Annotated in this window: 23 protein-coding genes; 4 read left to right on the forward strand and 19 right to left on the reverse strand. The window is 71.9% G+C overall.

Features of this window, described 5'->3' with window-relative positions:
- Positions 1-13: 13 nt before the first annotated feature.
- Positions 14-490: a hypothetical protein gene (locus tag CIB93_RS09890; protein ID WP_096626192.1), complete on the reverse strand. Its 477-nt coding sequence runs from the start codon at positions 488-490 to the stop codon at positions 14-16.
- Positions 491-694: 204 nt separating this feature from the next.
- On the opposite strand from CIB93_RS09890, the gene CIB93_RS09895 reads away from it, so the two are divergent.
- On the forward strand, positions 695-1330 hold the full coding sequence (locus CIB93_RS09895) for a DsbA family protein (protein ID WP_096626194.1): 636 nt from the start codon (positions 695-697) through the stop codon (positions 1328-1330).
- Positions 1331-1471: 141 nt separating this feature from the next.
- Here CIB93_RS09895 and CIB93_RS09900 read toward each other — a convergent pair whose 3' ends face one another.
- The 14 genes from CIB93_RS09900 to CIB93_RS09960 form a co-directional block, all read right to left on the reverse strand.
- Positions 1472-2236 carry a sirohydrochlorin chelatase gene (locus CIB93_RS09900; RefSeq protein ID WP_096626196.1) on the reverse strand — a complete coding sequence of 255 codons (765 nt, stop codon included), beginning with the start codon at positions 2234-2236 and terminating at the stop codon, positions 1472-1474.
- 8 nt (positions 2237-2244) lie between these two features.
- The gene (locus CIB93_RS09905) at positions 2245-3171 is read right to left on the reverse strand and encodes an ABC transporter permease (RefSeq protein ID WP_096626198.1); all 927 of its coding nucleotides are present in this window, start codon (positions 3169-3171) and stop codon (positions 2245-2247) included.
- Positions 3158-3949, reverse strand: a complete 792-nt coding sequence (locus CIB93_RS09910; protein ID WP_096626200.1) for an ABC transporter ATP-binding protein — start codon at positions 3947-3949, stop codon at positions 3158-3160. Before CIB93_RS09910 ends, CIB93_RS09905 begins: the two co-directional genes overlap by 14 nt.
- A gap of 41 nt (positions 3950-3990) precedes the next feature.
- A complete protein-coding gene (locus CIB93_RS09915) occupies positions 3991-5103 on the reverse strand; it encodes an ABC transporter substrate-binding protein (protein WP_096626202.1) in 1113 nt (370 codons plus the stop codon).
- 242 nt (positions 5104-5345) lie between these two features.
- A complete protein-coding gene (locus CIB93_RS09920) occupies positions 5346-6689 on the reverse strand; it encodes a sulfate adenylyltransferase subunit 1 (protein WP_096626204.1) in 1344 nt (447 codons plus the stop codon).
- 1 nt (position 6690) lies between these two features.
- Complete coding sequence (gene cysD / locus CIB93_RS09925; RefSeq protein WP_096626206.1) at positions 6691-7626, reverse strand: sulfate adenylyltransferase subunit CysD; 936 nt, start codon at positions 7624-7626, stop codon at positions 6691-6693.
- Positions 7623-8168 carry an adenylyl-sulfate kinase gene (gene cysC, locus CIB93_RS09930; protein ID WP_010059288.1) on the reverse strand — a complete coding sequence of 182 codons (546 nt, stop codon included), beginning with the start codon at positions 8166-8168 and terminating at the stop codon, positions 7623-7625. Before cysC ends, cysD begins: the two co-directional genes overlap by 4 nt.
- 23 nt (positions 8169-8191) lie before the next feature.
- Positions 8192-8908, reverse strand: coding sequence for a phosphoadenylyl-sulfate reductase (locus CIB93_RS09935; protein WP_096626208.1), 717 nt, complete (start codon positions 8906-8908; stop codon positions 8192-8194).
- Entirely contained in the window at positions 8905-9084 is a 180-nt protein-coding gene (locus CIB93_RS09940) for a hypothetical protein (protein WP_096626210.1), read from the reverse strand. Before CIB93_RS09940 ends, CIB93_RS09935 begins: the two co-directional genes overlap by 4 nt.
- Positions 9081-10778, reverse strand: a complete 1698-nt coding sequence (locus CIB93_RS09945; RefSeq protein WP_096626212.1) for a nitrite/sulfite reductase — start codon at positions 10776-10778, stop codon at positions 9081-9083. Before CIB93_RS09945 ends, CIB93_RS09940 begins: the two co-directional genes overlap by 4 nt.
- A 116-nt stretch (positions 10779-10894) precedes the next feature.
- Complete coding sequence (locus CIB93_RS39585; protein WP_309486338.1) at positions 10895-10978, reverse strand: putative leader peptide; 84 nt, start codon at positions 10976-10978, stop codon at positions 10895-10897.
- Between the two features lie 188 nt (positions 10979-11166).
- The gene (locus CIB93_RS09950; protein ID WP_096626214.1) at positions 11167-11763 is read right to left on the reverse strand and encodes a GNAT family N-acetyltransferase; all 597 of its coding nucleotides are present in this window, start codon (positions 11761-11763) and stop codon (positions 11167-11169) included.
- A gap of 49 nt (positions 11764-11812) precedes the next feature.
- Positions 11813-13108: a GAF domain-containing protein gene (locus tag CIB93_RS09955; protein ID WP_096626264.1), complete on the reverse strand. Its 1296-nt coding sequence runs from the start codon at positions 13106-13108 to the stop codon at positions 11813-11815.
- A gap of 247 nt (positions 13109-13355) precedes the next feature.
- A complete protein-coding gene (locus CIB93_RS09960) occupies positions 13356-14993 on the reverse strand; it encodes an acyl-CoA dehydrogenase family protein (RefSeq protein WP_096626216.1) in 1638 nt (545 codons plus the stop codon).
- A gap of 74 nt (positions 14994-15067) precedes the next feature.
- On the opposite strand from CIB93_RS09960, the gene CIB93_RS09965 reads away from it, so the two are divergent.
- Together CIB93_RS09965 and CIB93_RS09970 are read left to right on the forward strand one after the other, a co-directional pair.
- Positions 15068-16183: a YihY/virulence factor BrkB family protein gene (locus CIB93_RS09965; RefSeq protein ID WP_096626218.1), complete on the forward strand. Its 1116-nt coding sequence runs from the start codon at positions 15068-15070 to the stop codon at positions 16181-16183.
- Between the two features lie 20 nt (positions 16184-16203).
- Positions 16204-16968: an AraC family transcriptional regulator gene (locus tag CIB93_RS09970; protein WP_096626220.1), complete on the forward strand. Its 765-nt coding sequence runs from the start codon at positions 16204-16206 to the stop codon at positions 16966-16968.
- Here the strand turns inward: CIB93_RS09970 and CIB93_RS09975 are convergent.
- The 4 genes from CIB93_RS09975 to CIB93_RS09990 all read right to left on the reverse strand — a co-directional run bounded on the left by CIB93_RS09975 (position 16896) and on the right by CIB93_RS09990 (position 20751).
- The gene (locus CIB93_RS09975; RefSeq protein ID WP_096626222.1) at positions 16896-17300 is read right to left on the reverse strand and encodes a VOC family protein; all 405 of its coding nucleotides are present in this window, start codon (positions 17298-17300) and stop codon (positions 16896-16898) included. The two genes, CIB93_RS09970 and CIB93_RS09975, sit on opposite strands and share 73 nt — an antisense overlap.
- 64 nt (positions 17301-17364) lie before the next feature.
- Positions 17365-18915 carry a 3-hydroxyacyl-CoA dehydrogenase gene (locus CIB93_RS09980; protein WP_096626224.1) on the reverse strand — a complete coding sequence of 517 codons (1551 nt, stop codon included), beginning with the start codon at positions 18913-18915 and terminating at the stop codon, positions 17365-17367.
- Between the two features lie 37 nt (positions 18916-18952).
- The gene (locus tag CIB93_RS09985) at positions 18953-19759 is read right to left on the reverse strand and encodes a CoA-transferase subunit beta (RefSeq protein WP_373558728.1); all 807 of its coding nucleotides are present in this window, start codon (positions 19757-19759) and stop codon (positions 18953-18955) included.
- 35 nt (positions 19760-19794) lie between these two features.
- A complete protein-coding gene (locus CIB93_RS09990) occupies positions 19795-20751 on the reverse strand; it encodes a CoA transferase subunit A (RefSeq protein WP_096626268.1) in 957 nt (318 codons plus the stop codon).
- 108 nt (positions 20752-20859) lie between these two features.
- Between CIB93_RS09990 and CIB93_RS09995 the strand changes: the two genes are divergently transcribed.
- Positions 20860-21876, forward strand: coding sequence for a LysR substrate-binding domain-containing protein (locus CIB93_RS09995; protein ID WP_257002123.1), 1017 nt, complete (start codon positions 20860-20862; stop codon positions 21874-21876).
- The last annotated feature ends 3 nt before the right edge of the window (positions 21877-21879 follow it).

Here is a 21879-nt window from a genome sequence, read left to right on the forward strand (position 1 = left end):
CGTCCGTCCGGACTCAGATGCCCGCGGACGCCATCTCGATGATGGAGCGGTAGTAGGCGGCGGTCGAGACCACGCACGCACGGTAGGTGCGGTTGTCCTTCACCACCAGGAAGTAGTCCCGCAGGTTCTTCCAGTACTGGACGAGATACCCGAGGCCCGGTACGAAGCCCGGCGGCCGGGGGACGAGGGCGAACGCCTCCGAGCACTGGAGGATGCGTTCGGTCGCCTGCGAGAGCACCCCGGCGACCTCGGCGTTCATGTTCCATCCGGCGGCCAGCTGCGGCGTCCAGATCGCGCCCGCGATCTCCCTCAGACGCTCCTGCTCCTCGGGCGTCGGATCGGCCTGGAGCCGGAACGCCTCGGCGGTCGTCGGCGCACCTGAGTGCCCGCTGCCGACGGCCAGGGCGGGCGCGGCCGCCCCGGCGGTGAGCAGCGCTCCGGACAGCACCAGCGCCAACGCCGGAATCGTCGTGGACCTGCGTCTTCTCATGATGGTTCCCCTCCCGGACGCCCGCCGTGCCGACGGGACCGCGCACGGTCGTTCCGCGCGAACCGACGCTGACATGAGGCCCGTTGCTCGTCAACGGCGCCTGTTCGGCCGTTCCCGCACCCGGCAGGCGTACTGAAGTGGCCCACCGCACCAGGTACTCATTGGCCCGGGAGCCCACACCAATCACTGCCTAGGCTGAGGCGCATGAGCACGCACCGCCCCACCTCCGCCCCCGCCCGCACCTCCGTCGACTTCTACTTCGACCCGGCCTGCCCGTTCGCCTGGATCACCTCCCGCTGGATGCTGGAGGTGGAGCGGCAACGGGACATCGAGCTCCGCTTCCGCCCCATGAGCCTGTATCTGCACAACCAGGGAAATGAACTGCCCGACTGGTATCGCGAACTGGTCGACAGATCGATCGGCCCCGTCCGCGTCGCCGTCGCCGCGGCCGCGGCCCACGGCGACGGCATCCTGCGGGACCTCTACACCGCCCTCGGCACCCGCATCCACCGGCACAAGGAGGAGGACTTCGACGCGGTGATCGCCGCCGCCCTCGCCGAACTGGGCCTGCCCGCCGCCCTGGCGGAGGCCGCGCATTCCACGGCGTACGACGAAGAGGTCGCCCGCTGCCATGACGCGGGCAAGGACCCGGAGCAGGAGGCGTACGTGGGCACGCCGACGATCCACGTCGACGGCACGGTGTGGTTCGGCCCGGTCCTCAACGCGATCCCGCGCGGCGAGGAGGCGGCGGAGCTCTTCGACAGCTTCCGGGTGCTGGCCAACCACCACGGGTTCTTCGAGCTCAAGCGGGCGCGCTCGGGTGGGCTGTCCTACGACTGAGCCGCTGGGAGGCGTCCCGTGCGCGAACGCGGTCGCCCGGCCCCGGCGTGCTGGAGCGGCGCTTCACCTGGTCGGTCGCGGCGGAAACCCTGGCGGGCGCGGCAGTTGGCTGTGCGGTCAGCGGGCTGGTCGTGTGTAGCGCTACGCCGACAACGACGCCCCCACCGCCACCCGCGCCTCGTCGTACCGGTCCAGCAGCAGCCGCGCCAGCTCCGGCGCGGGGCCCAGCACGCCGGCCAGCACATCCGCCCCGGCCGCCTCGGCGCCCGCCGCGATGCGGTCGGGGAGGCGTCCTGGAGCGATGACGTAAGGGGCCACCGCCACCCGGCGGACCCCCTCGGCGCGCAGGTCCCGTACCGCGTCCTCGGTACGGGAGAAGCCGCCGGCATGAACAGCGGAGGCGAACGCAGGCCGCACGGCGCACCAACCGGTGTGCCGCAGCTCCCGCGCGATTTCAGCGATCACTGCGATCGCCTCCGGGTCTGTGGATCCCGCCGAGGCCAGGACGAGCCCGGTCCGGGGGAGGTCGCCGGGACGGACCCCGGCCTCCCGCAGCCGCCGGGTCAGGGTGGCGTTGAGCAGCGGGGAGGGGCCGAGTACGTCCGCCTGGCGGATGTGCAGCCGCGGCAGCCGGGCCCGGGCCTCGCGCAGGACCGAGGGGATGTCGGTCTTGGCGTGGAACGCCCGGGTCAGGAGCAGGGGCAGGGCGGTCACCTCGTTGGCCCCCTCCGCGGCCAGGCGCTCCAGCACCCGGGGCACGGAAGGAGCGTTGAACTCCAGGAATCCCGTCTCCACACGCAGCCCCGGCCGTTCGGCCCGCACCCGTTCGGTGAGCGCGTGCACGGTCGCGGCGTGCCGCGGGTCGCGGCTGCCGTGGGCGATGAGGAGAAGAACGGGGTGGGACATGGCGTGACTCAGTTCTTGACGAGGAGACCGCGGCTGCGCAGCACCCACCGCTCCAGCGGACTGAAGATCAGCAGGTCGATCGCGATGCCGACGAACAGGATGAGCAGGATGGAGAGGAAGATCCCGGGCATGTCGAAGTTGCTGCGACCGTTCTCCAGCAACTGGCCGAGTCCCAGGCCTAGGTCGGGCGAGGAGACGATGATCTCGGCGGCCATCAGCGAGCGCCAGGAGAAGGCCCAGCCCTGCTTGAGGCCCGCCAGATAGCCGGGCAGCGCGGCCGGGAGCACGATGTGCCAGGTCCCGCGGACGCCGGTCGCGCCCAGGGTGCGGCCCGCCCGCAGGAACAGCGGCGGCACCTGGTCCACGCCCGATACCAGCCCGTTGGCGATCGAGGGCACCGCGCCCAGCAGGATCACCGCGAACATCATCTGGTCGTTCAGCCCGAGCCAGATCACCGCCGGGGCCACCCACGCCACCGACGGCAGCGACTGGAGCCCGGCCAGGATCGGCCCGATCGCCGCCCGGACCAGCTTCACCCGGGCGACCAGCAGCCCCAGCGGCGTACCGATGGCCACCGCGAGGAGGAAGCCGAGCAGACCACGAGAGACGCTGGTCCAGACGACCTCCAGGAGCGTCCCCTTGAGCCACATGTCCCTCGCGCTGTCCCACACCGCGGACGGCGGCGGCAGCTTGTGGACCTCGGTGAACTCGGCGCGGACCAGCAGCTCCCAGACGACGAGGACCAGGGCCACCGCCACGACCGGCGGCAGCACCTTGTTCCGCAGTACCTCGCCGACGGGGGTGCGGCGGATCTGCACCGCGTCCAGGGCGTCGAGGCCCGCCTCCAGGCCCGCCAGGTCGTCGGGCCTCGCGTCGGCCAGGCCGTCCGGCCCGTCCGGCCGCTTCCGGCCGGACGTGATGTCAGTGCTGGCCATGTCGGCGGATCTCCCCACGCAGTTGTTCGGTGATCTCGACGGACAGCTCCGCCACCGCCTTGTCCTCGATGCGGCGCGGCTGCTCGATGTCGACCGTCCACTCCCGGGCGACCCGGCCCGGCCTCGACGACAGCAGCACGACGCGCTGCGCGAGCCGTACCGCCTCACGCACGTTGTGCGTGACGAAGAGGACCGAGGCGTTCGTCTCCCGCCAGATCCGAGTCAGCTCGTCGTGCAGCACATCGCGGGTGATCGCGTCCAGCGCCGCGAACGGCTCGTCCATCAGCAGCAGTTGGCTGTCCTGGGCGAGCGCGCGGGCCATCGCCACCCGCTGCCGCATACCGCCCGAGAGCTCGTGCACCCGCTTGCCGTACGCGCCGCCGAGGCGGACGAGTCCGAGCAGCCGCTCGGCCTCGCCGCGGCGCTCCGACTTGGGTACCCCGCGCAGCCGCAGGGCCAGTTCGATGTTCTTGCCCGCGGTCAGCCACGGGAAGAGGGCGTGCTCCTGGAACATCAGGGCAGGTCGCCCGCCGGGGGTCTCGATGGACCCCGCGGACGGGCGGTCGAGTCCGGCCACCAGATTGAGCAGCGTCGACTTTCCGCACCCGGATGCCCCCAGGAGGGTGACGAACTCACCCGGAGCGACATCGAGGTTGATGTCGTCCAGGACGAGCTGCTGCCCAGTGGGCCCGGCGAAGGACTTCGAGACGTGTGTGAGACGGGCGGCGTGCTCGACCGCCGTACGGTCCTCGGCCTTGGTGAGGGTGCTGGTCGCCATGGTCGTCACCTCCTGGGATTCCTGGGTCCTGTACGGGTTGGCTACTTGACGCCGAGACCGGCGTCGGCGACCTCGGGCCGGCCCTCGGCCTTGAGGAGCTTGTTCAGCGGGCCCAGGTCGTAGATGCCCGACAGCTTCGGGTCCTCCAGCAGACCTGCCCGCACCGAGTGCCCCGCCTGCGTCCTGAGCGTGGTGGCCAGCGGGTCGCTGGTGAACTCGATGGACTCCCACGCCGGATCGAGGATCCCGGTGGGCAGCGGTTTGCCGCTCAGCCTCTCCAGCGCCTTGTTCGCGGACGCCTTGGCCTCTTCGGGGTTGTCGTCGATCCACTTGTTGGTGGACATCGACCCCTTGATCACGGCCTCGACGACGTCGGGGTGCCTGTCGAGGAACTTCTGCGACACGACGATGTGCGTGATCACGAACCTCTTGTCCGGCCACAGGTCCCTCTCGTCGAGAAGCACCTTCGCGCCCTCGGAGACCAGCTTCGACGCGGTCGGCTCGGGGACCCAAGCGCCGTCCAGAGAACCGGCCCTGTAGGCGTCGGGCGTCACCTTGTTGTCCGAGCGGACCACGGAGAGATCGCCCCCGCCGCTCTGCGGGTCGACCTTCCAGCCCTTCTCGGCGATCCAGTTGAGGAAGGCCACGTCCTGGGTGTTGCCGATCTGCGGGGTCGCGATCCGCTTGCCCCTCAGGTCGTCCACGGTCTTGATCTTCTCCGGGTCGACCACCAGCTTCACCCCGCCGGAGGCCGAACCGGCCACGATCCGCAGCCCCTTGCCCTGGGTCTTGACGTAGGCGTTGATGGCGGGGGAGGGGCCGATGAAGCCGATGTCGATGGACCCGGCGTTGAGCGCCTCGATCTCGGAGGGGCCGGCGTTGAAGGCCGTCGACTCGACCTCGGTGCCGCCCAGCTCCTTCTGGATGGTGCCTTCCTGGATACCGACCAGGGCGGTGGCGTGCGTGATGTTCGGAAGGTAGCCGACCCTCACGGTGTCCGCGGAGAGCTTCCTGCCACCGGAGGAGACGTTCGCCCTCGCGTCGTCGGCCTGGGCCTGGGAGCCGTAGCCGCAGGCGGTGGCGGCCAGGGCGAGCAGGGGCAGGGCGGCGACGGCGACCAGGCCGCGGCGAACGCTGGAACGTGGGGCAGACACGGAAGGTGTTCCTCTCCTTGGCCCGGTGCTCACGTCCCGCTGGTGCTCAGGGGGGCGCGGCCGGGAGATCGGCAGGTCTTCGGCGGTAGGGACGCTGCGGGTGCGGGTGGTACGGGTGGGCGCGCAAGCGGTGCGCGTACGTCATCACGCACATCGCCCGACCCCGCCCTGGCCACTGCCGAGGGCGCCGCTGCCCACGCGGCCGCCCTCCTTCGCGAAGGTGGAGAAGAAGTCGCCGGCCATCAGAAGTCCCACTCGGCGTCGTCGGCCGCGCTGCCGCCTGCTTCGGCCACCGCGGCGAAGGACGCCCCGGCCATGCCGGCGCTGAGCGTCGTGCCGTCCGCCGGGTCGATGAGCAGGAAGGAGCCGGTGCGCCGGGAGTCCGCGTAGGCGTCGAGGGCGAGCGGCTCGGCGGTCCGTACGATGACCCGGCCGATGTCGTTGGCGACCAGCTGCCCGGGGGCCGGGTGCTGGGAGAGGTCGTCCAGGGTGAGCCGGGAGGGGATGTCCTTGACGATCGCCTTGACCGTACGGGTGGTGTGCTTGAGCAGTACCCGCTGGCCCACCGAGAGTGGCTGGTCGGCCACGTGGCAGACGGTCGCCTCGACGTCCTGGGTGACCGGCGGCGCGTCGACGGCGGGGGCGATCAGGTCGCCGCGCGAGATGTCGATGTCGTCGGCCAGCCGGAGCGTCACCGACTGCGGCGCCCAGGCGATGTCCACGCTTTCGCCGAGCGCGTCGATGCCCGTGATCGTCGTGGTGCGCCCCGAGGGGAGTACGGAGACGGACTCGCCTACGCGGAAGGCCCCGGCGGCGATCTGACCGGCGTATCCCCGGTAGTCGGGGTGTTCGGCGTTCTGCGGGCGGATCACGTACTGCACGGGGAAGCGCGCGTGGCAGGCGGTCAGGTCGTGGCTGACCGGGACCGTCTCCAGGTGCTCCAGGACGGTCGGCCCGCCGTACCAGTCCATGTGCGCGGACGGCTCCACCACGTTGTCCCCGGCCAGCGCCGAGATCGGGATCGCGGTGATCTCCGGGACGCCGAGGGATGCGGCGTACGCGGTGAACTCCTCGGCGATCGCGGCGAACACGGGCTCCGCGTAGTCGACCAGGTCCATCTTGTTGACGGCGAGCACCACGTGCGGGACGCGCAGCAGGGCTGCGACGGCGGCGTGGCGGCGGGTCTGCTCGACGACCCCGTTGCGGGCGTCGACCAGGACCACGGCCAGCTCGGCGGTGGAGGCGCCCGTCACCATGTTGCGGGTGTACTGCACATGGCCCGGGGTGTCGGCGAGGATGAACCGGCGGCGGGCGGTGGCGAAGTAGCGATAGGCGACATCGATGGTGATGCCCTGCTCGCGCTCGGCCCGCAGCCCGTCGGTCAGCAGCGCCAGGTCCGGCGCATCCTGGCCGCGGCTCAGCGAGGCCTGCTCGACGGCCTCCAGCTGGTCGGTGAGGACCGACTTGGAGTCGTGCAGGAGGCGTCCCACGAGGGTGGACTTGCCGTCGTCGACCGACCCGGCGGTGGCGAACCGCAGAAGGGTGGTGGCCGACAACTGCTCGGCCGACAGGATGGGTGTGGTCATCTTAGAAGTACCCCTCGCGCTTGCGGTCTTCCATCGCAGCTTCGGACATCTTGTCGTCGGCGCGGGTCGCGCCCCGCTCGGTGAGCCGGGAGGCGGCGATCTCGGTGATCACGGCGTCCAGCGTGGTGGCGTCGGAGTCGACGGCACCGGTGCAGGACATGTCGCCGACCGTGCGGTAGCGCACCAGACGGGTCTCGGTGACCTCGTGGTCCTTGGGCCCGCCCCAGCCACCGGCCGTCAGCCACATGCCGTTGCGGTTGAACACCTCGCGCTCGTGGGCGAAGTAGATCTCCGGCAGCTCGATGCCCTCGCGCTCGATGTACTGCCAGACGTCCAGCTCGGTCCAGTTGGAGATCGGGAAGACCCGGACGTGCTCACCGGGGGCGTGCCGCCCGTTGTACAGCTGCCACAGCTCGGGGCGCTGGCGGCGCGGGTCCCACTGCGAGAACTCGTCCCGCAGCGAGAACACCCGCTCCTTGGCGCGAGCCTTCTCCTCGTCGCGCCGCCCGCCGCCGAACACCGCGTCGAAGCGGTGCTGTTGGATCGCCTCCGTGAGCGGAACGGTCTGGAGCGGGTTGCGGGTGCCGTCGGGGCGCTCGCGGAGCTTCCCGGCGTCGATGTACTCCTGCACGGAGGCGACGTGCAGCCGCAGCCCGTGCTTCTTCACCGTACGGTCGCGGTAGTCCAGGACCTCGGGGAAGTTGTGCCCGGTGTCCACGTGCAGCAGCGTGAACGGCACCGGCGCGGGCGCGAACGCCTTCAGCGCCAGGTGCAGCATCACGATGGAGTCCTTGCCGCCGGAGAACAGGATCACCGGCCGCTCGAACTCTCCCGCCACCTCACGGAAGATGTGGACCGCCTCGGACTCCAGCGAGTCCAGGTGGCTGAGCGCGTACGGATGGACGGTGCCCTCCGGCACGGTGGTGACGGCACTCACGCCAGGCCCCTCTCGGTGAGCAGCGCGTGGAGCGCCGCCGCTGACTCCTGCACGGTCTGCTGGTGCGACTCGATCCGCAGGTCGGGCGATTCCGGGGCCTCGTAGGGGTCGTCGACCCCGGTGAGCCCGCTGATCTCGCCCGCGGCCTGCTTGGCGTACAGCCCCTTCACATCGCGTACGGAGCACACCTCGACGGGTGTCGCGACGTGTACCTCCAGGTAGGTGGTGGACTCGGCGGCGTGCCGCTTGCGGACCGCCTCGCGGCTGTCGGCGAACGGGGCGATGACGGGGACCAGCACCTTCACGCCGTTGGCGGCGAGCAGCTCGGCGACGAAGCCGATCCGGGCCACGTTGGTGTGCCGGTCCTCGCGGGAGAAGCCGAGGCCCGCGGAGAGGAACTCCCGGATCTCGTCGCCGTCGAGCACCTCCACCTTGTGGCCCTCGGTCCGCAGCCGGCCCGCCAGCTCGTACGCGATGGTGGTCTTGCCCGCGCTCGGCAGACCGGTGAGCCAGATCGTGGCTCCCGTCTCCGTCACGCTCATCGAACTCTCCTGATCAGTCGTCATCAGCCGTGCAGCCCGCATTCGGTCTTGCCCCGGCCGGCCCAGCGGCCGGCCCGTGCGTCCTCGCCCTCCAGCACCCGGCGGGTGCAGGGCGCGCAGCCGACGGAGGCGTAACCGTCCATCAGCAGCGGGTTGGTGAGCACCCCGTGCTCGGCGACGTAGGCGTCCACGTCGTCCTGGGTCCAGCGGGCGATGGGGGAGACCTTCACCTTGCGGCGCTTGGCGTCCCAGCCCACGACCGGGGTGTTCGCCCGGGTCGGGGACTCGTCGCGCCGCAGCCCCGTCGCCCACGCCGCGTACGCGGTGAGGCCGTCCTCCAACGGCTTGACCTTGCGCAGCGCGCAGCACAGGTCCGGGTCGCGGTCGTGCAGCTTCTCGCCGTGCTCCGCGTCCTGCTCGGCGACCGTCTGCCGCGGGGTGATCGTGATGACGTTGACGTCCATCACCGCGTCCACCGCGTCCCGGGTCCCGATGGTCTCCGGGAAGTGGTAGCCGGTGTCCAGGAAGACCACGTCCACGCCCGGCAGCACCCGGGAGGCCAGGTGCGCGACCACGGCGTCCTCCATCGAGGAGGTGACGCAGAAGCGCGGCCCGAAGGCGTCGGTCGCCCACTTCAGGATCTCGGTCGCGGAGGCGTCCTCCAGCTCCCGTCCGGCCTGCTCGGCCAGCTCCTGGAGCTCCCGGTCGGTGAGCTCTCCACTCAGCAGAGTGTCCGTCATATCCGGTCCTCTCCAACGTCGTTGCGCTGAACACCCCGGGTCAGCAGGCCCAGGAACTTCAGCTGGAACGCACGGTTGCAGGAGGCACATTCCCAGGCGCCGTGACCGGTCTCGTTGGGACGGAGGTCCTCGTCGCCGCAGTACGGGCAGTAGAACGGAGCGGCTCGCTCGCTCATGACAGCGACTCCGCACTGGCGCGCGCCGCCCAGGCCGCGAAGCGCTCACCGTCCTCGCGCTCCTCCTGGAAGCGGCCGAGCACCCGCTCGACGTAGTCCGGCAGTTCGGCCGAAGTGACCTTCAGACCACGGACCTTGCGGCCGAACCCGGCCTCCAGCCCGAGCGCGCCACCGAGGTGCACCTGATAGCCCTCGACCTGGTTGCCCTCGTCGTCCAGCATCAGCTGGCCCTTGAGACCGATGTCCGCGACCTGGATACGGGCGCAGGCGTTCGGGCAGCCGTTGATGTTGATGGTGATCGGGTGGTCGAACTCCGGGATGCGGCGCTCCAGTTCGTCGATGAGGGACGCGCCGCGCGCCTTCGTCTCGACGATCGCCAGCTTGCAGAACTCGATGCCGGTGCAGGCCATCGTGCCGCGCCGGAACGGGGAGGGCGTGACCCGCAGGTCCAGCGCCTCCAGACCGGCGACCAGGGACTCGACCTGCTCCTCGGCCACATCCAGGACGATCATCTTCTGCTCGGCGGTGGTCCGCACCCGGCCGGAGCCGTGCTGGTCCGCCAGGTCGGCGATCTTGGTGAGCGTGGTCCCGTCGACCCGGCCCACCCGCGCGGCGAAGCCGACGTAGAAGCGGCCGTCCTTCTGCCGGTGCACCCCGAGGTGGTCGCGCCAGGTCTGGGCGGGCTGCTCGGGCGCGGGCCCGTCGACCAGCTTGCGCTTGAGGTACTCGTCCTCCAGGACCTGGCGGAACTTCTCCGCGCCCCAGTCCGCGACCAGGAACTTCAGGCGGGCGCGGGTGCGCAGCCGCCGGTAGCCGTAGTCGCGGAAGATCCCGATGACCCCGCCGTACACGTCGGCCACCTCGTCCAGCGGCACCCAGGCGCCGAGCCGGACCCCGAGCTTGGGGTTGGTGGACAGGCCGCCGCCGACCCAGAGGTCGAAGCCGGGGCCGTGCTCCGGGTGGTTCACGCCGACGAAGGCGATGTCGTTGATCTCGTGCGCCACGTCCAGCTGCGGGGAGCCGGAGACCGCGGACTTGAACTTGCGGGGCAGGTTGGAGAAGTCGGGGTTGCCGATGAACCGGCGCTGGATCTCGTCGATCGCGGGCGTGCCGTCGATGATCTCGTTCTCGGCGATGCCCGCGACGGGGGAGCCGAGGATCACGCGGGGCGTGTCACCGCAGGCCTCGGTGGTGGACAGGCCCACCTCTTCGAGGCGCCGCCAGATCTCGGGCACGTCCTCGATCCGGATCCAGTGGTACTGCACGTTCTGCCGGTCGGTGAGGTCGGCGGTGCCGCGCGCGAACTCCTGGGAGACCTCACCGATCACCCGCAGCTGCTGCGTGGTCAGCCGGCCCCCGTCGATGCGGACGCGCAGCATGAAGTACTCGTCGTCCAGCTCCTCCGGCTCAAGGACGGCCGTCTTGCCGCCGTCGATGCCGGGCTTGCGCTGGGTGTACAGCCCCCACCAGCGCATACGTCCGCGCAGGTCGTTCGGGTCGATGGAGTCGAAGCCGCGCTTGGAGTAGATCGTCTCAATACGTGTCCGCACGTTGAGACCGTCGTCGTCCTTCTTGAACTGCTCGTTCCCGTTCAGGGGGGTGTGGTGGCCCACGGCCCACTGACCCTCACCACGGTGGCGTCCGGCCTTGCGGCGGGGTGTGGTGGTCGCAGGCTGTTCCGGGGTAGCGGCCATGACAGTACGTCCTTCGGGACTGCAGGAGGGCGGCTCTGAGCGGCGCACTCGCGCTGAGGCGCGGCGGTGCGCAGGGGCGGTTCAGAGGTAAGAGGGTGCGGCGGGTGCTGAGGCTCTCAGCTCGCCGGACAGATGGCGCTGGACATGCGGCCGAGGTCGACGTGGCGTCGACTCACCAAGGCAATTCCAGTTCCAGACATGACGGAAGCGTGTCACGCGCATCTCGGGACAGTCCACCACTATCCATTATGTGGACGACCTGGTCCCGAAGGGTGAGATGATGTGGTGCCGGTCACAGGGGCCACCCTTGGCATTGCCGACAAAACGCCCCGAGAGGGAGGCCGGGGCCCGGAAGCAAGGGGGGTGGCTCCACCGACCTGGATCTCGGTCAGGAGCCGTACGCCCCGGGCCACGGTCCGGGCGTCGCCACCTCGGGCTCCACCTCGGTCCTCGTGTCGAAGAGCCGGAAGCCGCGCCGCAGATAGTTGTCCATCGCGTGCGGACCGTCGTTCGAGCAGGTGTGCAGCCACACCCGCTTCGTCGCGGGCCGCCCCGGCCAGCGCTCCGCCAGGTCCCAGGCGCGCGCCGCCGCGTACGACAGGAGGTGGCCGCCGATCCGCCGTCCCCGGAACGCCGGGATCAACCCGAAGTACATGATCTCGACCACGCCGTCGTCCTGCGGGTCCAGCTCCGCATACCCGGCCGGAGTCCCGTTCGCGTACGCCACCCAGGTCTCCGCCCCGGGCCGCTCCAGTGCCGCCTGCCACTGGGCGTACGTCATCCCCAGCCGGTCCGTCCACCGGATGTCGCCGCCCACGGCCGTATAGAGGAAGCGGCTGAACTCCGGCAGCGGCACCTCGGACCGGACGATGCGTACGTCCCCCTCCGGCACGGCCGACGGAAGCAGATCGGCGGGCGAGGTCTGCTCCAGCGACCAGACGGTCACCTCGGTGGTCGGCGCTGCGGGCTGCGGGAAGTCGCTCATGACCGCCAGAAAACCATGCCGCCGGACCCCCGCGCACGGCGGCCCCGCCTCAGCCGGTCCCCGCTCGCCCGCGGGCGAGCGTCACCACCGGCGCCTTCGAGTGCGGCAGCAGATCGCCCGGGTGCTCCGGGTGGACCACTTCCACCTCCACCCCGTCCCCGAAGCGGTACGGGCGGTGCGCCAGCACCGGGGCCAGATGGCGCCGCAGTCGGGAGATCTCGGCCCGGACCGTCACCGTCCGGGTCGCGTCCCCGAAGATGTCCCGCGCGAGCTCGGACGCCGTCCGCCCCTCCCGGTGCACGGACAGCGCGAACAGCAGCTCCGCGTGGCGCGGTGAGAGCCGCTGGGTGCTGGTGCCCAGCGGACCGGTCAGATGCACCGCGAGCCCCCGGGGCCGGCTCAGATCCAGGACCACCCGGCGGGGCGGCCCCTCCGCCCCGCCGTCGCTCACCTGCACCAGCCAGCCGCCCGGCAACGGCTCCACCCGGCACATGCCGAGCGAGGGCAGCCACACCCGGCCCGGCCGCAGAGACTTCGGCAGCGGCAGCCGGTCCACCGGAGGCATCCCCGTCACCGCCGCCAGCCGCCCGTGTGTGTCCACTGCCAGCGCCCGCCCGCCGATCCGGCACAGGATCGGCGCGGCCACCGCGCGCAGCCGCTCGATCTCCGCCAGGTGCCGGTTGCGGATCTCGCCCTCGGCGAGCCGGGCCACCGAGTCGACCAGCGCCAGCGTCGCCGGATGGAACGTGGACGCCGGGCCGCTGATGTCCACGACCCCGATCAGCCGCCCGTCGCGCGGATCGCGCACCGGGGCCGCCGCACAGGTCCAGCCGTGCAGCGCCCGGATGAAGTGCTCGGCCGAGTGCACCTGGATGGGGGCCCGGGCCGCCAGCGCCGTACCGATCGCGTTCGTCCCCGTCGCCGCCTCCGCCCAGGCCGCCCCCTCCTCCAGGCAGATGTCGTGGGCCCGGCGCAGCACTCCGGTGTTGCCCTGCCGCCACAGCACCCGGCCCTCGGTGTCGGTGACCACCATGATCTGCTGCGCGGCGTCCGCGATCGAGGCGAGCCCCGACCGCAGCAGCGGCATCAGCTCACCGAGCGCCGTGCTGCGCCGCCGGTGCTCGATCTCGTCCGCCTCCAGCAGCTCGCTCTCCGGCGACTGCTCCGGGTCTATGCCGCTGCGCACCACTCGGTTCCAGGAGGCGTCGATCTCGGCCCGGGGCGCGACCCTGGTCCGCTCACCCGTCAGCCGGGCCTCCCGGGCCCGGTGGAGCAGCCGCGTCGCCCCGCGGTCCGCCCCTTCACCGGTCACCCGCACCACCCCGGCAGAACCCTTCTCCGTCATGGCCGCCATCCCCCGTTCCCCCGAGTCCCCCGTTCCCCCCGAACGCTTCCGCCCAGTGCACACAATGGTTGCAACCCTTTGCAACTCTGGCGACGCGACGCGCGACTGTACGAGAGTGGCGGAACACCGTGGGCCGGGCCTGTTCTGGCTCTTCGGTGGTGCAGAAGCATGGAGGGTGGTGCCGTGTCGGCGCAGCACCACCCTCTGTCGCTCGCCCGCCCCCGGCCCGTCCTCGGGGGCTCACGGCTTACGAGGCGTCCGGCCGGGCCCGTGCCACCACCGACGCCAGATCCAGCGTGTGCGGCAGCGTCCCGAACGCCGCGCCCCAGTCCCCGCCGAGCCGCGAGGCGCAGAAGGCGTCGGAGACCTCCGGCGGCGCCCAGCGCACCAGCAGCGAACCCTGGAGCACCAGCGCGATGCGCTCCACCAGCCGCCGGGCCCGCGCCTCGATGCCCTCCAGGTCAGCCAGTTCGGTCAGCAGATCCTTGATCGCCGCGTCCAGCCGGTGATCCGCCCCGCGCGCCTTCCCGACCTCACGCAGGAACGCGTCCAGCGCCTGCGGCTCCCGTTGCAGCGCGCGCAGCACATCCAGCGCCTGGACGTTGCCGGAGCCCTCCCAGATCGAGTTCAGCGGCGCCTCCCGCAACAGCCGGGGCATCCCCGACTCCTCCACGTACCCGTTGCCGCCCAGGCACTCCAGCGCCTCGCCCACCACGGCCGTGCACCGTTTGGTGACCCAGTACTTCGCGGCGGGCACCGCGAGCCGCAGGAAGGCCCGCTCCTCCTCGGTGTCCGTGTCGTACGCCGAGGCCAGCCGCATCGCCAGGACCGTCGCCGCCTCCGACTCCAGCGCCAGGTCGGCCAGCACGTTGCGCATCAGCGGCTTCTCGATCAGCAGCCCCCCGAACGCGCTGCGGTACGCGCTGTGATGGATCGCCTGCGCCACCGCCTGCCGCATCAGCGCCGCCGAACCGACCACGCAGTCGAGCCGGGTGGCCGCCACCATCTCGATGATGGTGCGCACCCCGCGCCCCTCCTCGCCGACCCGGCGGGCCCACGTCCCGTCGAACTCGACCTCGCTGGACGCGTTCGACTTGTTGCCCAGCTTGTCCTTCAGCCGCTGGATCGCGAACACGTTGCGCGTACCGTCCGGGAGCACGCGCGGCACCAGGAAGCAGCTCAGCCCGCCCGGCGCCTGCGCGAGCACCAGGAAACCGTCCGACATCGGCGCCGAACAGAACCACTTGTGCCCGGTGAGCAGATACTCGCCCTCGCCGGACAGCGGCTCCGCCCGCGTGGTGTTGGACCGTACGTCGGTGCCGCCCTGCTTCTCCGTCATGCCCATCCCGAAGAGCACCCCGCTCTTCCGCCCGGCGGGCCGCAGCCCCTCCTCGTACGTGTGCGAGGTCAGCAGCGGCTCCCACTCGGCGGCCAGCGCCGGATCGGTCCGCAGCGCGGGCACCGCGGCATGCGTCATCGACAGCGGGCAGCCGTGCCCCGCCTCGGCCTGCGTCCAGACCAGGAACCCGGCCGCGCGCCGCACGTGACCGGCCGGACGTCCCCAGGCGTCCGTCAGACCGGCCGACACGGCATGGCTCAGCAGCCGGTGCCAGGACGGATGGAACTCCACTTCGTCGATCCGATTCCCATAACGGTCATGGGTGCGCAGAACGGGTGGGTACGTATTCGCCTGCGCCCCCCATTCCTGGGCCTGGGCGGAGCCCGCGGACCGGCCGAGCTCCCCGAGCTCCGCCAGCGCCCCGGGCAGAACTCCGGTCGCGATGTGCCGTTCGACGGCCTCGGTCAGGGCCCGGTCGGCGGCAAAGACGTCATAGCCGACCAGCGGCGGAACCTGATTGGTCACTGTGTGGGTGGTGGCTGCCATGCGGATACGGTAAGGAGGTGCAGGCAGCAAATGAAACACCCGAGCGGCCATCGGGCCGGCTCCACCGGGCGCGAGTGCTCTACCGCAATGTCTCCAAGCGGCAGATGGCATGGCACTTGCTCAAGGACACCGTCAACTCGTGCATCGAGTACCGCATCCTGGGACTCGCGGCCGAGGCGGCGTTCTTCACGCTTCTCTCGCTGCCCCCGCTGCTGCTCGGCCTGATCGGACTGCTCGGCTACGTCGACGAGTGGACGACCACCACCACGGTCGCCTCCATCGAGCGCAACATCCTCTCCGCCGCCCAGACCGTGCTCTCCGAGCGCGGGGTCAACGACTTCGCCAAACCGCTGCTCGCCGACGTCACGACCGGGGCCCGCCCCGACATCATCTCCATCGGCTTCGCCATCGCCCTGTGGTCCGGCTCCCGCGCGGTGAACGTCTTCATCGACACCATCACCGTGATGTACGGACTCGACGGCCACCGCGGGATCGTCAAGACCCGGCTGCTCGCCTTCCTGCTCTACGTCGTCGCCCTGCTGCTGGGCGCGGTGGTGCTGCCGCTGCTGGTCGTCGGGCCGGACCGGGTGGTCGAGTTCGTCCCCTGGGGCACCGAGGTCATAGCCGTCCTGTACTGGCCGCTGGTCATGGTGCTGACCATCGCGTTCCTCACCACGCTCTACCACGTGTCCGTCCCCGTGCGTTCGCCCTGGATCGAGGACGTCCCCGGAGCGCTCGTGGCGCTCGGCATGTGGGTGTTCGGCAGTTTCCTGCTGCGCATCTACCTCACCAACACGGTCGAAGGCCCCACGATCTACGGTTCGTTGGCAGCGCCCATCGCCGTCCTGCTCTGGATCGGCATCTCCGCCTTCGCGGTCCTGGTCGGCGCGGCGGTCAACGCGGCCATCGACCGGGTGTGGCCCTCGCTCGCCACCGCCGAGGCCCGCGAGGCATCCGAACGCGTCCGGGCCGCGCAGGCCGCCGAGTTCGTCGCCCGGACCCGCGCGACCGCCTACGAGAGCACGGACACGGAAGACGACGAGGACGACGGCCCCGCGTACATGCCCTCCGAGTTCCCCGAGCGCTGGTCCCGCTTCCTGCCGCCCGACGACGTGAAGTCCCGGCTGCACGCGACCTGGGAGAAGGACTCCAAGGAGTCCAGGACCTCCAGGGAACCGCCGTCGTCCTGACGCCGCGCTAGCGTGGAAGCATGCCCCGCCAGAGGTACGAGGAGAGGCCGTCCCGGCTGGACGGCGCCGTCGTCTGGACCCTGGACGCCCCGCCCGGCTCCCAGCAGCCCGCCCGGTCCGTGCTCCCCGACGGCTGCATGGACCTGATCTGGACCGGCGGCCGCCTGATCGTCGCCGGACCCGACAGCCACGCCTTCGAGGTGGACCCGCGGAACCGGGGCTCCTGCGCCGCGATCCGCTTCGCCCCCGGCACCGCGCCGACGCTCCTGGGCGTACCGGCACACGAGCTGCGCGACCACCGGGTGGAGCTGGACGCCCTCTGGCCCCGGTCCGCCGCCCGCAGGCTCGTCGAGCGGATCGACCGGGCCCCCGACCCCGCCGCCGCCCTGGAGGACGCCGCCCTGGACCTGGCCGCCGGCACCGGACCGCCGGACCCGCTCACCGTGGCGGTCGCGGACCGGCTGCGACGCGGCCGGTCCGTCGCCGCGACGGCCGCCGAGGTCGGCCTCGGAGCCCGCCAACTGCACCGCCGCTCCCTCGCGGCCTTCGGCTACGGCCCCAAGCTCCTGGCCCGAATCCTCCGCCTCCAGCGCGCCCTGACCCTCATCCGCACCGGCCTCCCGTACGCCGAGGCCGCATGCCGGGCGGGCTGCACCGACCAGGCCCACCTGGCCCGAGAGATGCGCGACCTCGCCGGAACGACGCTCGGGGCCTACTTCGCAGCAGGGGACGCGGAGGCGAACAGCGAGACCCCGCAGCCGTCCGGGTCCAGCACCACCGCATAGCGCTGCCCCCACTCCGCGTCCCAGGGCTTCGCATGGCCCCGGTGACCGGCCTCGACGAGGTCCGCGTACAGGGCGTCCACCTCCGCCGGATCCTCGCAGGCGAACGCCAGCCCGAGCCGCTCGCCGCCCGCCGGGCGCTTCCAGGCGGGGTCGAACGAGGCGATGACCTCCTCGGTGTCCCACAGCAGCCGCTGCCCGCCCGGCAGGGTCACCTCGACATGGGGCGCGGACTCCGCCCCCTCGGGGATGTCGAGGCCGAGCCGCCGGTAGAAGGCGAGCGAGGCCGCCAGGTCCGCCGTGATGATGCCGATCGCGTCGAGTCGTGGAGTCATGCCCCGACCGTAGGAGCACGCCGTCCCGGCCGTCTTGTACGAATCGGACGTCCGACCCCGCCCCTCATTCCAGGCAGTCCGCGGGCGAGGTCCCCGGGTCGGTCAGGGCCAGGCCCAGGGCGGCCCGTTCGGTGATCCACCGCGTCGGCCGGTGTCGCGGGTCGCCCGTCGTCGCGTGCAGTGCCCGCTGGAGCTCCAGCATTCCCGCGGCCCCGATCCGCTCGCCCCATGCCAGCGGCCCGGCCGGATAGCCGAGGCCCGCGGTCACCGCGAGATCGATATCGGCCGGCGCGGCCAGCGAGCGCTCCGCGATCGAACAGCCGACCGCGACGACGGAGGACAGCAGCCGCTGCGCGACCGACCCCGCCGTGTCCCGCACCACCGACACCCCGTACGGCTCCCCGCCCTCGGCGGACCGCGCCAGCACCCCACGCGCGTCGCGGGCGGCCCCCCGGTCGGAGGCGGGCGTCACCGCGAGCACCCGCCGCCGCCCGGCCGAGGGCAGCACCTCGACCCCGAACGTACGCTCCCGGGGGAGTCCGCCCTCCGCGATCGCCGCCGCCACCGACGTCCCCCACACCGGCACCAGCACCACGGCCTGGGCCGACGGCCCGCCGCCCCGCTCGACGCGGACCCCCGCCGCCTCCAGCGAGCCGGTCAGACCCTCCTCGTACGCCGCGACCTCCCGCCGCCCGGACGTGGCCAGGAACACCGGGCGCTCCGCGTTCCCGCCGACCGGGCTCTCCGGCGCGGGGCCGGACGCCCCGTCCCCGTACGCGTACCAGCCCCGGCCCGTCTTGCGGCCGTGCAGCCCCGCCACCACCCGGTTCGGGGTGAGGAAGGAGGGGCGCAGCCGGTCCTCGTACCGGAAGCCCTCCCAGATCGAGTCGATCACCGCGGCCGTCACATCGAGACCGGTCAGGTCCATCAGCTCGAAGGGGCCCATCCGCAGCCCCAGGACGTCCCGGGCGATCCGGTCGATCTCCGCCGGGTCCGCCACCGACTCCTCCAGCAGCGCCAGCGCCTCGGTCACCAGCCCCCGCCCGGCGTGGTTGACCAGGAATCCGGGGGTGTCGGCGACGGTGACCGCCCGGTGGCCGCACCCCTCGACCAGCTCGGTCAGCCGGGCCGGGATGTCCGGACGGGTCGCCGCGCCCGGCACCACCTCCACGATCCTCATCAGCGGCACGGGGTTGAAGAAGTGCAGCCCGGCCAGGCGCGAGGGGTCCTGGAGCGTCGCCGCGATCCGGGTCACCGACAGGGACGAGGTGTTCGTCGCGAAGACGGCGGACGAGGGCAGCGCCCGCTCCAGCTTCCCGAACACCTCGGCCTTGGTGGCCAGGTCCTCCCGTACCGCCTCGATGACCAGCTCCACCTCCGGACCGGCCGCCCAAGGATCACCGAGCGGCACCAGCCGGGCCACCGCCCCGCCCCGGTCCGCGGCGGTCATCCGGCCCTTGGCCACCGCCCGGTCCAGCATCGAGGCGACGAAGTCCAGGGCCTCCGTCACCGCCTCGGGCCGTACGTCGGCGAGTTCCACGGTGTGCCCGGCGCTCGCCGCCCACTGGGCGATGCCACGGCCCATGGCCCCGGCTCCGACGATCCTGATACGCATGGCAGTGGGGCCCTTTCAGCAGAGGCAGGCACGGTCTTCAGCGGAGGTAGACACGGTTCGGGTCGACATCGTCGCGCAGGAGCCGGAGCTCCGCGGGTGTGGGCGGGGCCGTCGTCGCGACCCGGTCGGCGGCCTCCAGCTCCCAGCCGGTCGCCGCCCGGACCTGCTCGACGGTGACCCCGGGGTGCACGGCGACCAGCCGAAGTTCGTCCCCGACGCCCTCGCGGGCGAGGACGCCCAGCTCGGTGACGACCCGGGTGACGCCGGCGCCGAGCGGACGGATTCCGTCCGCGAGCGCCCGGTCCGGGCCCGGCGTGGTGCAGAAGTCCAGCGCGGCGGCGAAGGAACGCGGGGTGTGGCGGCGCATCACCACGAACACCTCACGGGCGTTCGCCATCACCTCGACCGCGCCCCCGGAGCCCGGCAGCCGCACCGACGGACGGCACGGGTCCCCGATGACCGAGGTGTTGAGGTTGCCCCAGCGGTCGATCTGCGCGGCCCCCAGGAACCCCACGTCGATATGCCCGCCCTGGAGCACCGAACCGAACAGGGCGGGCATCGACACGACCGCCTCGGCGCCCGTGATCAGGACCGCGTCCGCGATGGTCTCCGGGAGGTGGGAGGGGTGCGCCCCGCACACCCCGGACTCGTACACCACATCGATGCCCGGCGCGACGGTCAGCCGCGCCAGCTCGGCCGCGAGCGTCGGCAGTCCGATCCCCGCGAACACGGTGCGCCGCCCGGCCAGTTCACGGGAGGCGACGACGGACAGCAGCTCGGAGGAGGTGACGGGCACGGCGGAACCGCCCCCGTCCACCGGGCCGGCCCGACCGTGACCGCGCACAGCCCCGCCCCCCTCCTCCGCCGGGCCCGGCCCGCTCACAGCCGCCGCCCGTAGTTCACCGGGGCGCTCAGCGCCTCGCCCACCGCGAGCCCCGCCCAGTACTCCTCGCCGAGCTTCGCCACGTACTCCGCGTGGTCGGCGGTGCCGTACACCCACTCCGCCAGCCACTCCCGCAGCCGGACCGGATCCCGGCTGATCGCGGACCAGGACCGGTAGAAGGCGTTGTCCCGGTCGTAGTAGCCCTGCGCGAAGGAGGGGTGCGCCCCGCGCGGGCAGACCACCACCGCGTCGACCGCGTGCGCCGGGATCAGCGTCCGGTTCGGGTCCGAGCGGACCACCTCGTCCCCGACCAGCTCCTCCACGACCACGACCGCCCGGTCCGCCGCGTACACCGCCTCGGCCTGGACCCCGGTCAGTCCCCAGATCTGGGTGTTGCCCCGGCGGTCGGCGCGCTGGGCGTGGACGATCGTCACATCCGGATTGACCGGCGGTACGACGTAGATCTGTTCGGGAGGCTGCCCGTCCGGCCCGGGATAGGGCGACGTCACCTTGCGGATACCGGGGTTGACGGACGGCAGATCGCTCCCGCCGTACGAGCGGAGCGGATGGAACGGCAGTCGCTGCGCACCGGCGAGATAGCGGCAGACCATCCCGTAGTGGCTGTACTCCTCGAACGCCAGCGGCTCGGGGTCCGCCCGCTCGATCCGCCGCCGCAGCTCACCGAGCGAACCGGCACAGGAGTTGCCGACGAAGGAGGAGACCAGCCGGGTGACACAGTCCGCCGCCACCATCTGGTCCACCACGATGTCCGCCGTCATCCGCACGACCGTCAGTCCGCGACGGCCCTGCCGGATGATCTCGTGCCCGGCTGCGGTCGGGATGAGATGGGTGAACCCTTCGAGGCTCACGGTGTCCCCGTCGTGGACGAAGGCGGCGACGGCCTCCCTCATCGACATGACCTTGTCGGCCGTCCGGTCCACAGTGCTCCCCATCGTCCGCATGCGCCGGTACCACGGTGTCAGCCCCCATTGATGGCTGTCCAATACCGAATTAGGGTCGGACCGAGACGCGAGGAGTATCAAAGACACGAGGAGCGCCCCATGGAACTGCGCCATCTGAAGGCCTTCCTCGCCGTGGCCGAAGAACTGCACTTCGGCCGCGCCGCCAAGCGCCTCCAGATGGCGCAGCCGCCGCTGAGCCAGCAGATCCGGCAGCTGGAGAAGGAGCTCGGCGTGCAGCTCTTCCGCCGCAACACGCGCTCCGTCCGGCTCACCGGCGCGGGGGAGGCCTTCCTCGAACCCGTGACGAAGGTCCTCGACGACCTCGACACGGCCGTACGGGCCGCCCGCTCGGCCGGCCGGGGCGAGTACGGCCGGGTCACCATCGGCTTCGCCGGAGCCTCCAGCCACGAGACGCTGCCCCGGCTCACCCGCGCCGTACGCGCCGCCCACCCCGGCCTCGAACTGGTCATGACCGGCCAGACGTACGCCAACGTCGCGCTGTCCCGGGTGGCCGACGGCTCGCTCGACCTCGGCTTCGTGCGCCTGCCGGTCACCCGGGCGGGAGTGTCCTACCGGGTGATCGACGAGGAGGAACTGCTCTGCGCCCTGCCCTTCGACCACCCGCTCGCCCGGTGCGAGGCGGTGCCGCTCGGCGAACTGGCCGACGAACCGTTCGTCTCCTTCCCCGCCAACACCGGCTCCACGGTCCGCGACGCGATGACCGAGGCCTGCGAGAGCGCCGGGTTCACCCCGCGCGTCGTCCAGGAGGCCCCCGACTCGTACACGATCATGGCGCTCGTCGCGGCCGGGGTCGGCGTCACCCTCACGGTCACCTCCGTACGCCACATCCAGCAGAGCGGACTCGTCTACCGGCCCCTCACCGGACCGCCCATCCGCCGCCAGGCGGCCCTCGCCTGGCGCGCGGACAACCCCTCGGCCGCCCTGCACGCCGTGCTCGCCGTCGCCCGGGACGCCCTTCCGACACCCGTACGCGGACCGGACGGCGAACCGACTGAGACGCCGGGCCTCTCGATCCGGAGCCGATCCGGTATTGGACCGGCTCAGTCACCGGATGCGAAGGTCACCCCACCACCCGCGCCCCGCCCGTCGCCCTGAAGG

Origin of the sequence: Streptomyces sp. WZ.A104 (assembly GCF_002382885.1) — a bacterium.
In the GTDB taxonomy this organism is placed as follows: Bacteria; Actinomycetota; Actinomycetes; order Streptomycetales; family Streptomycetaceae; genus Streptomyces.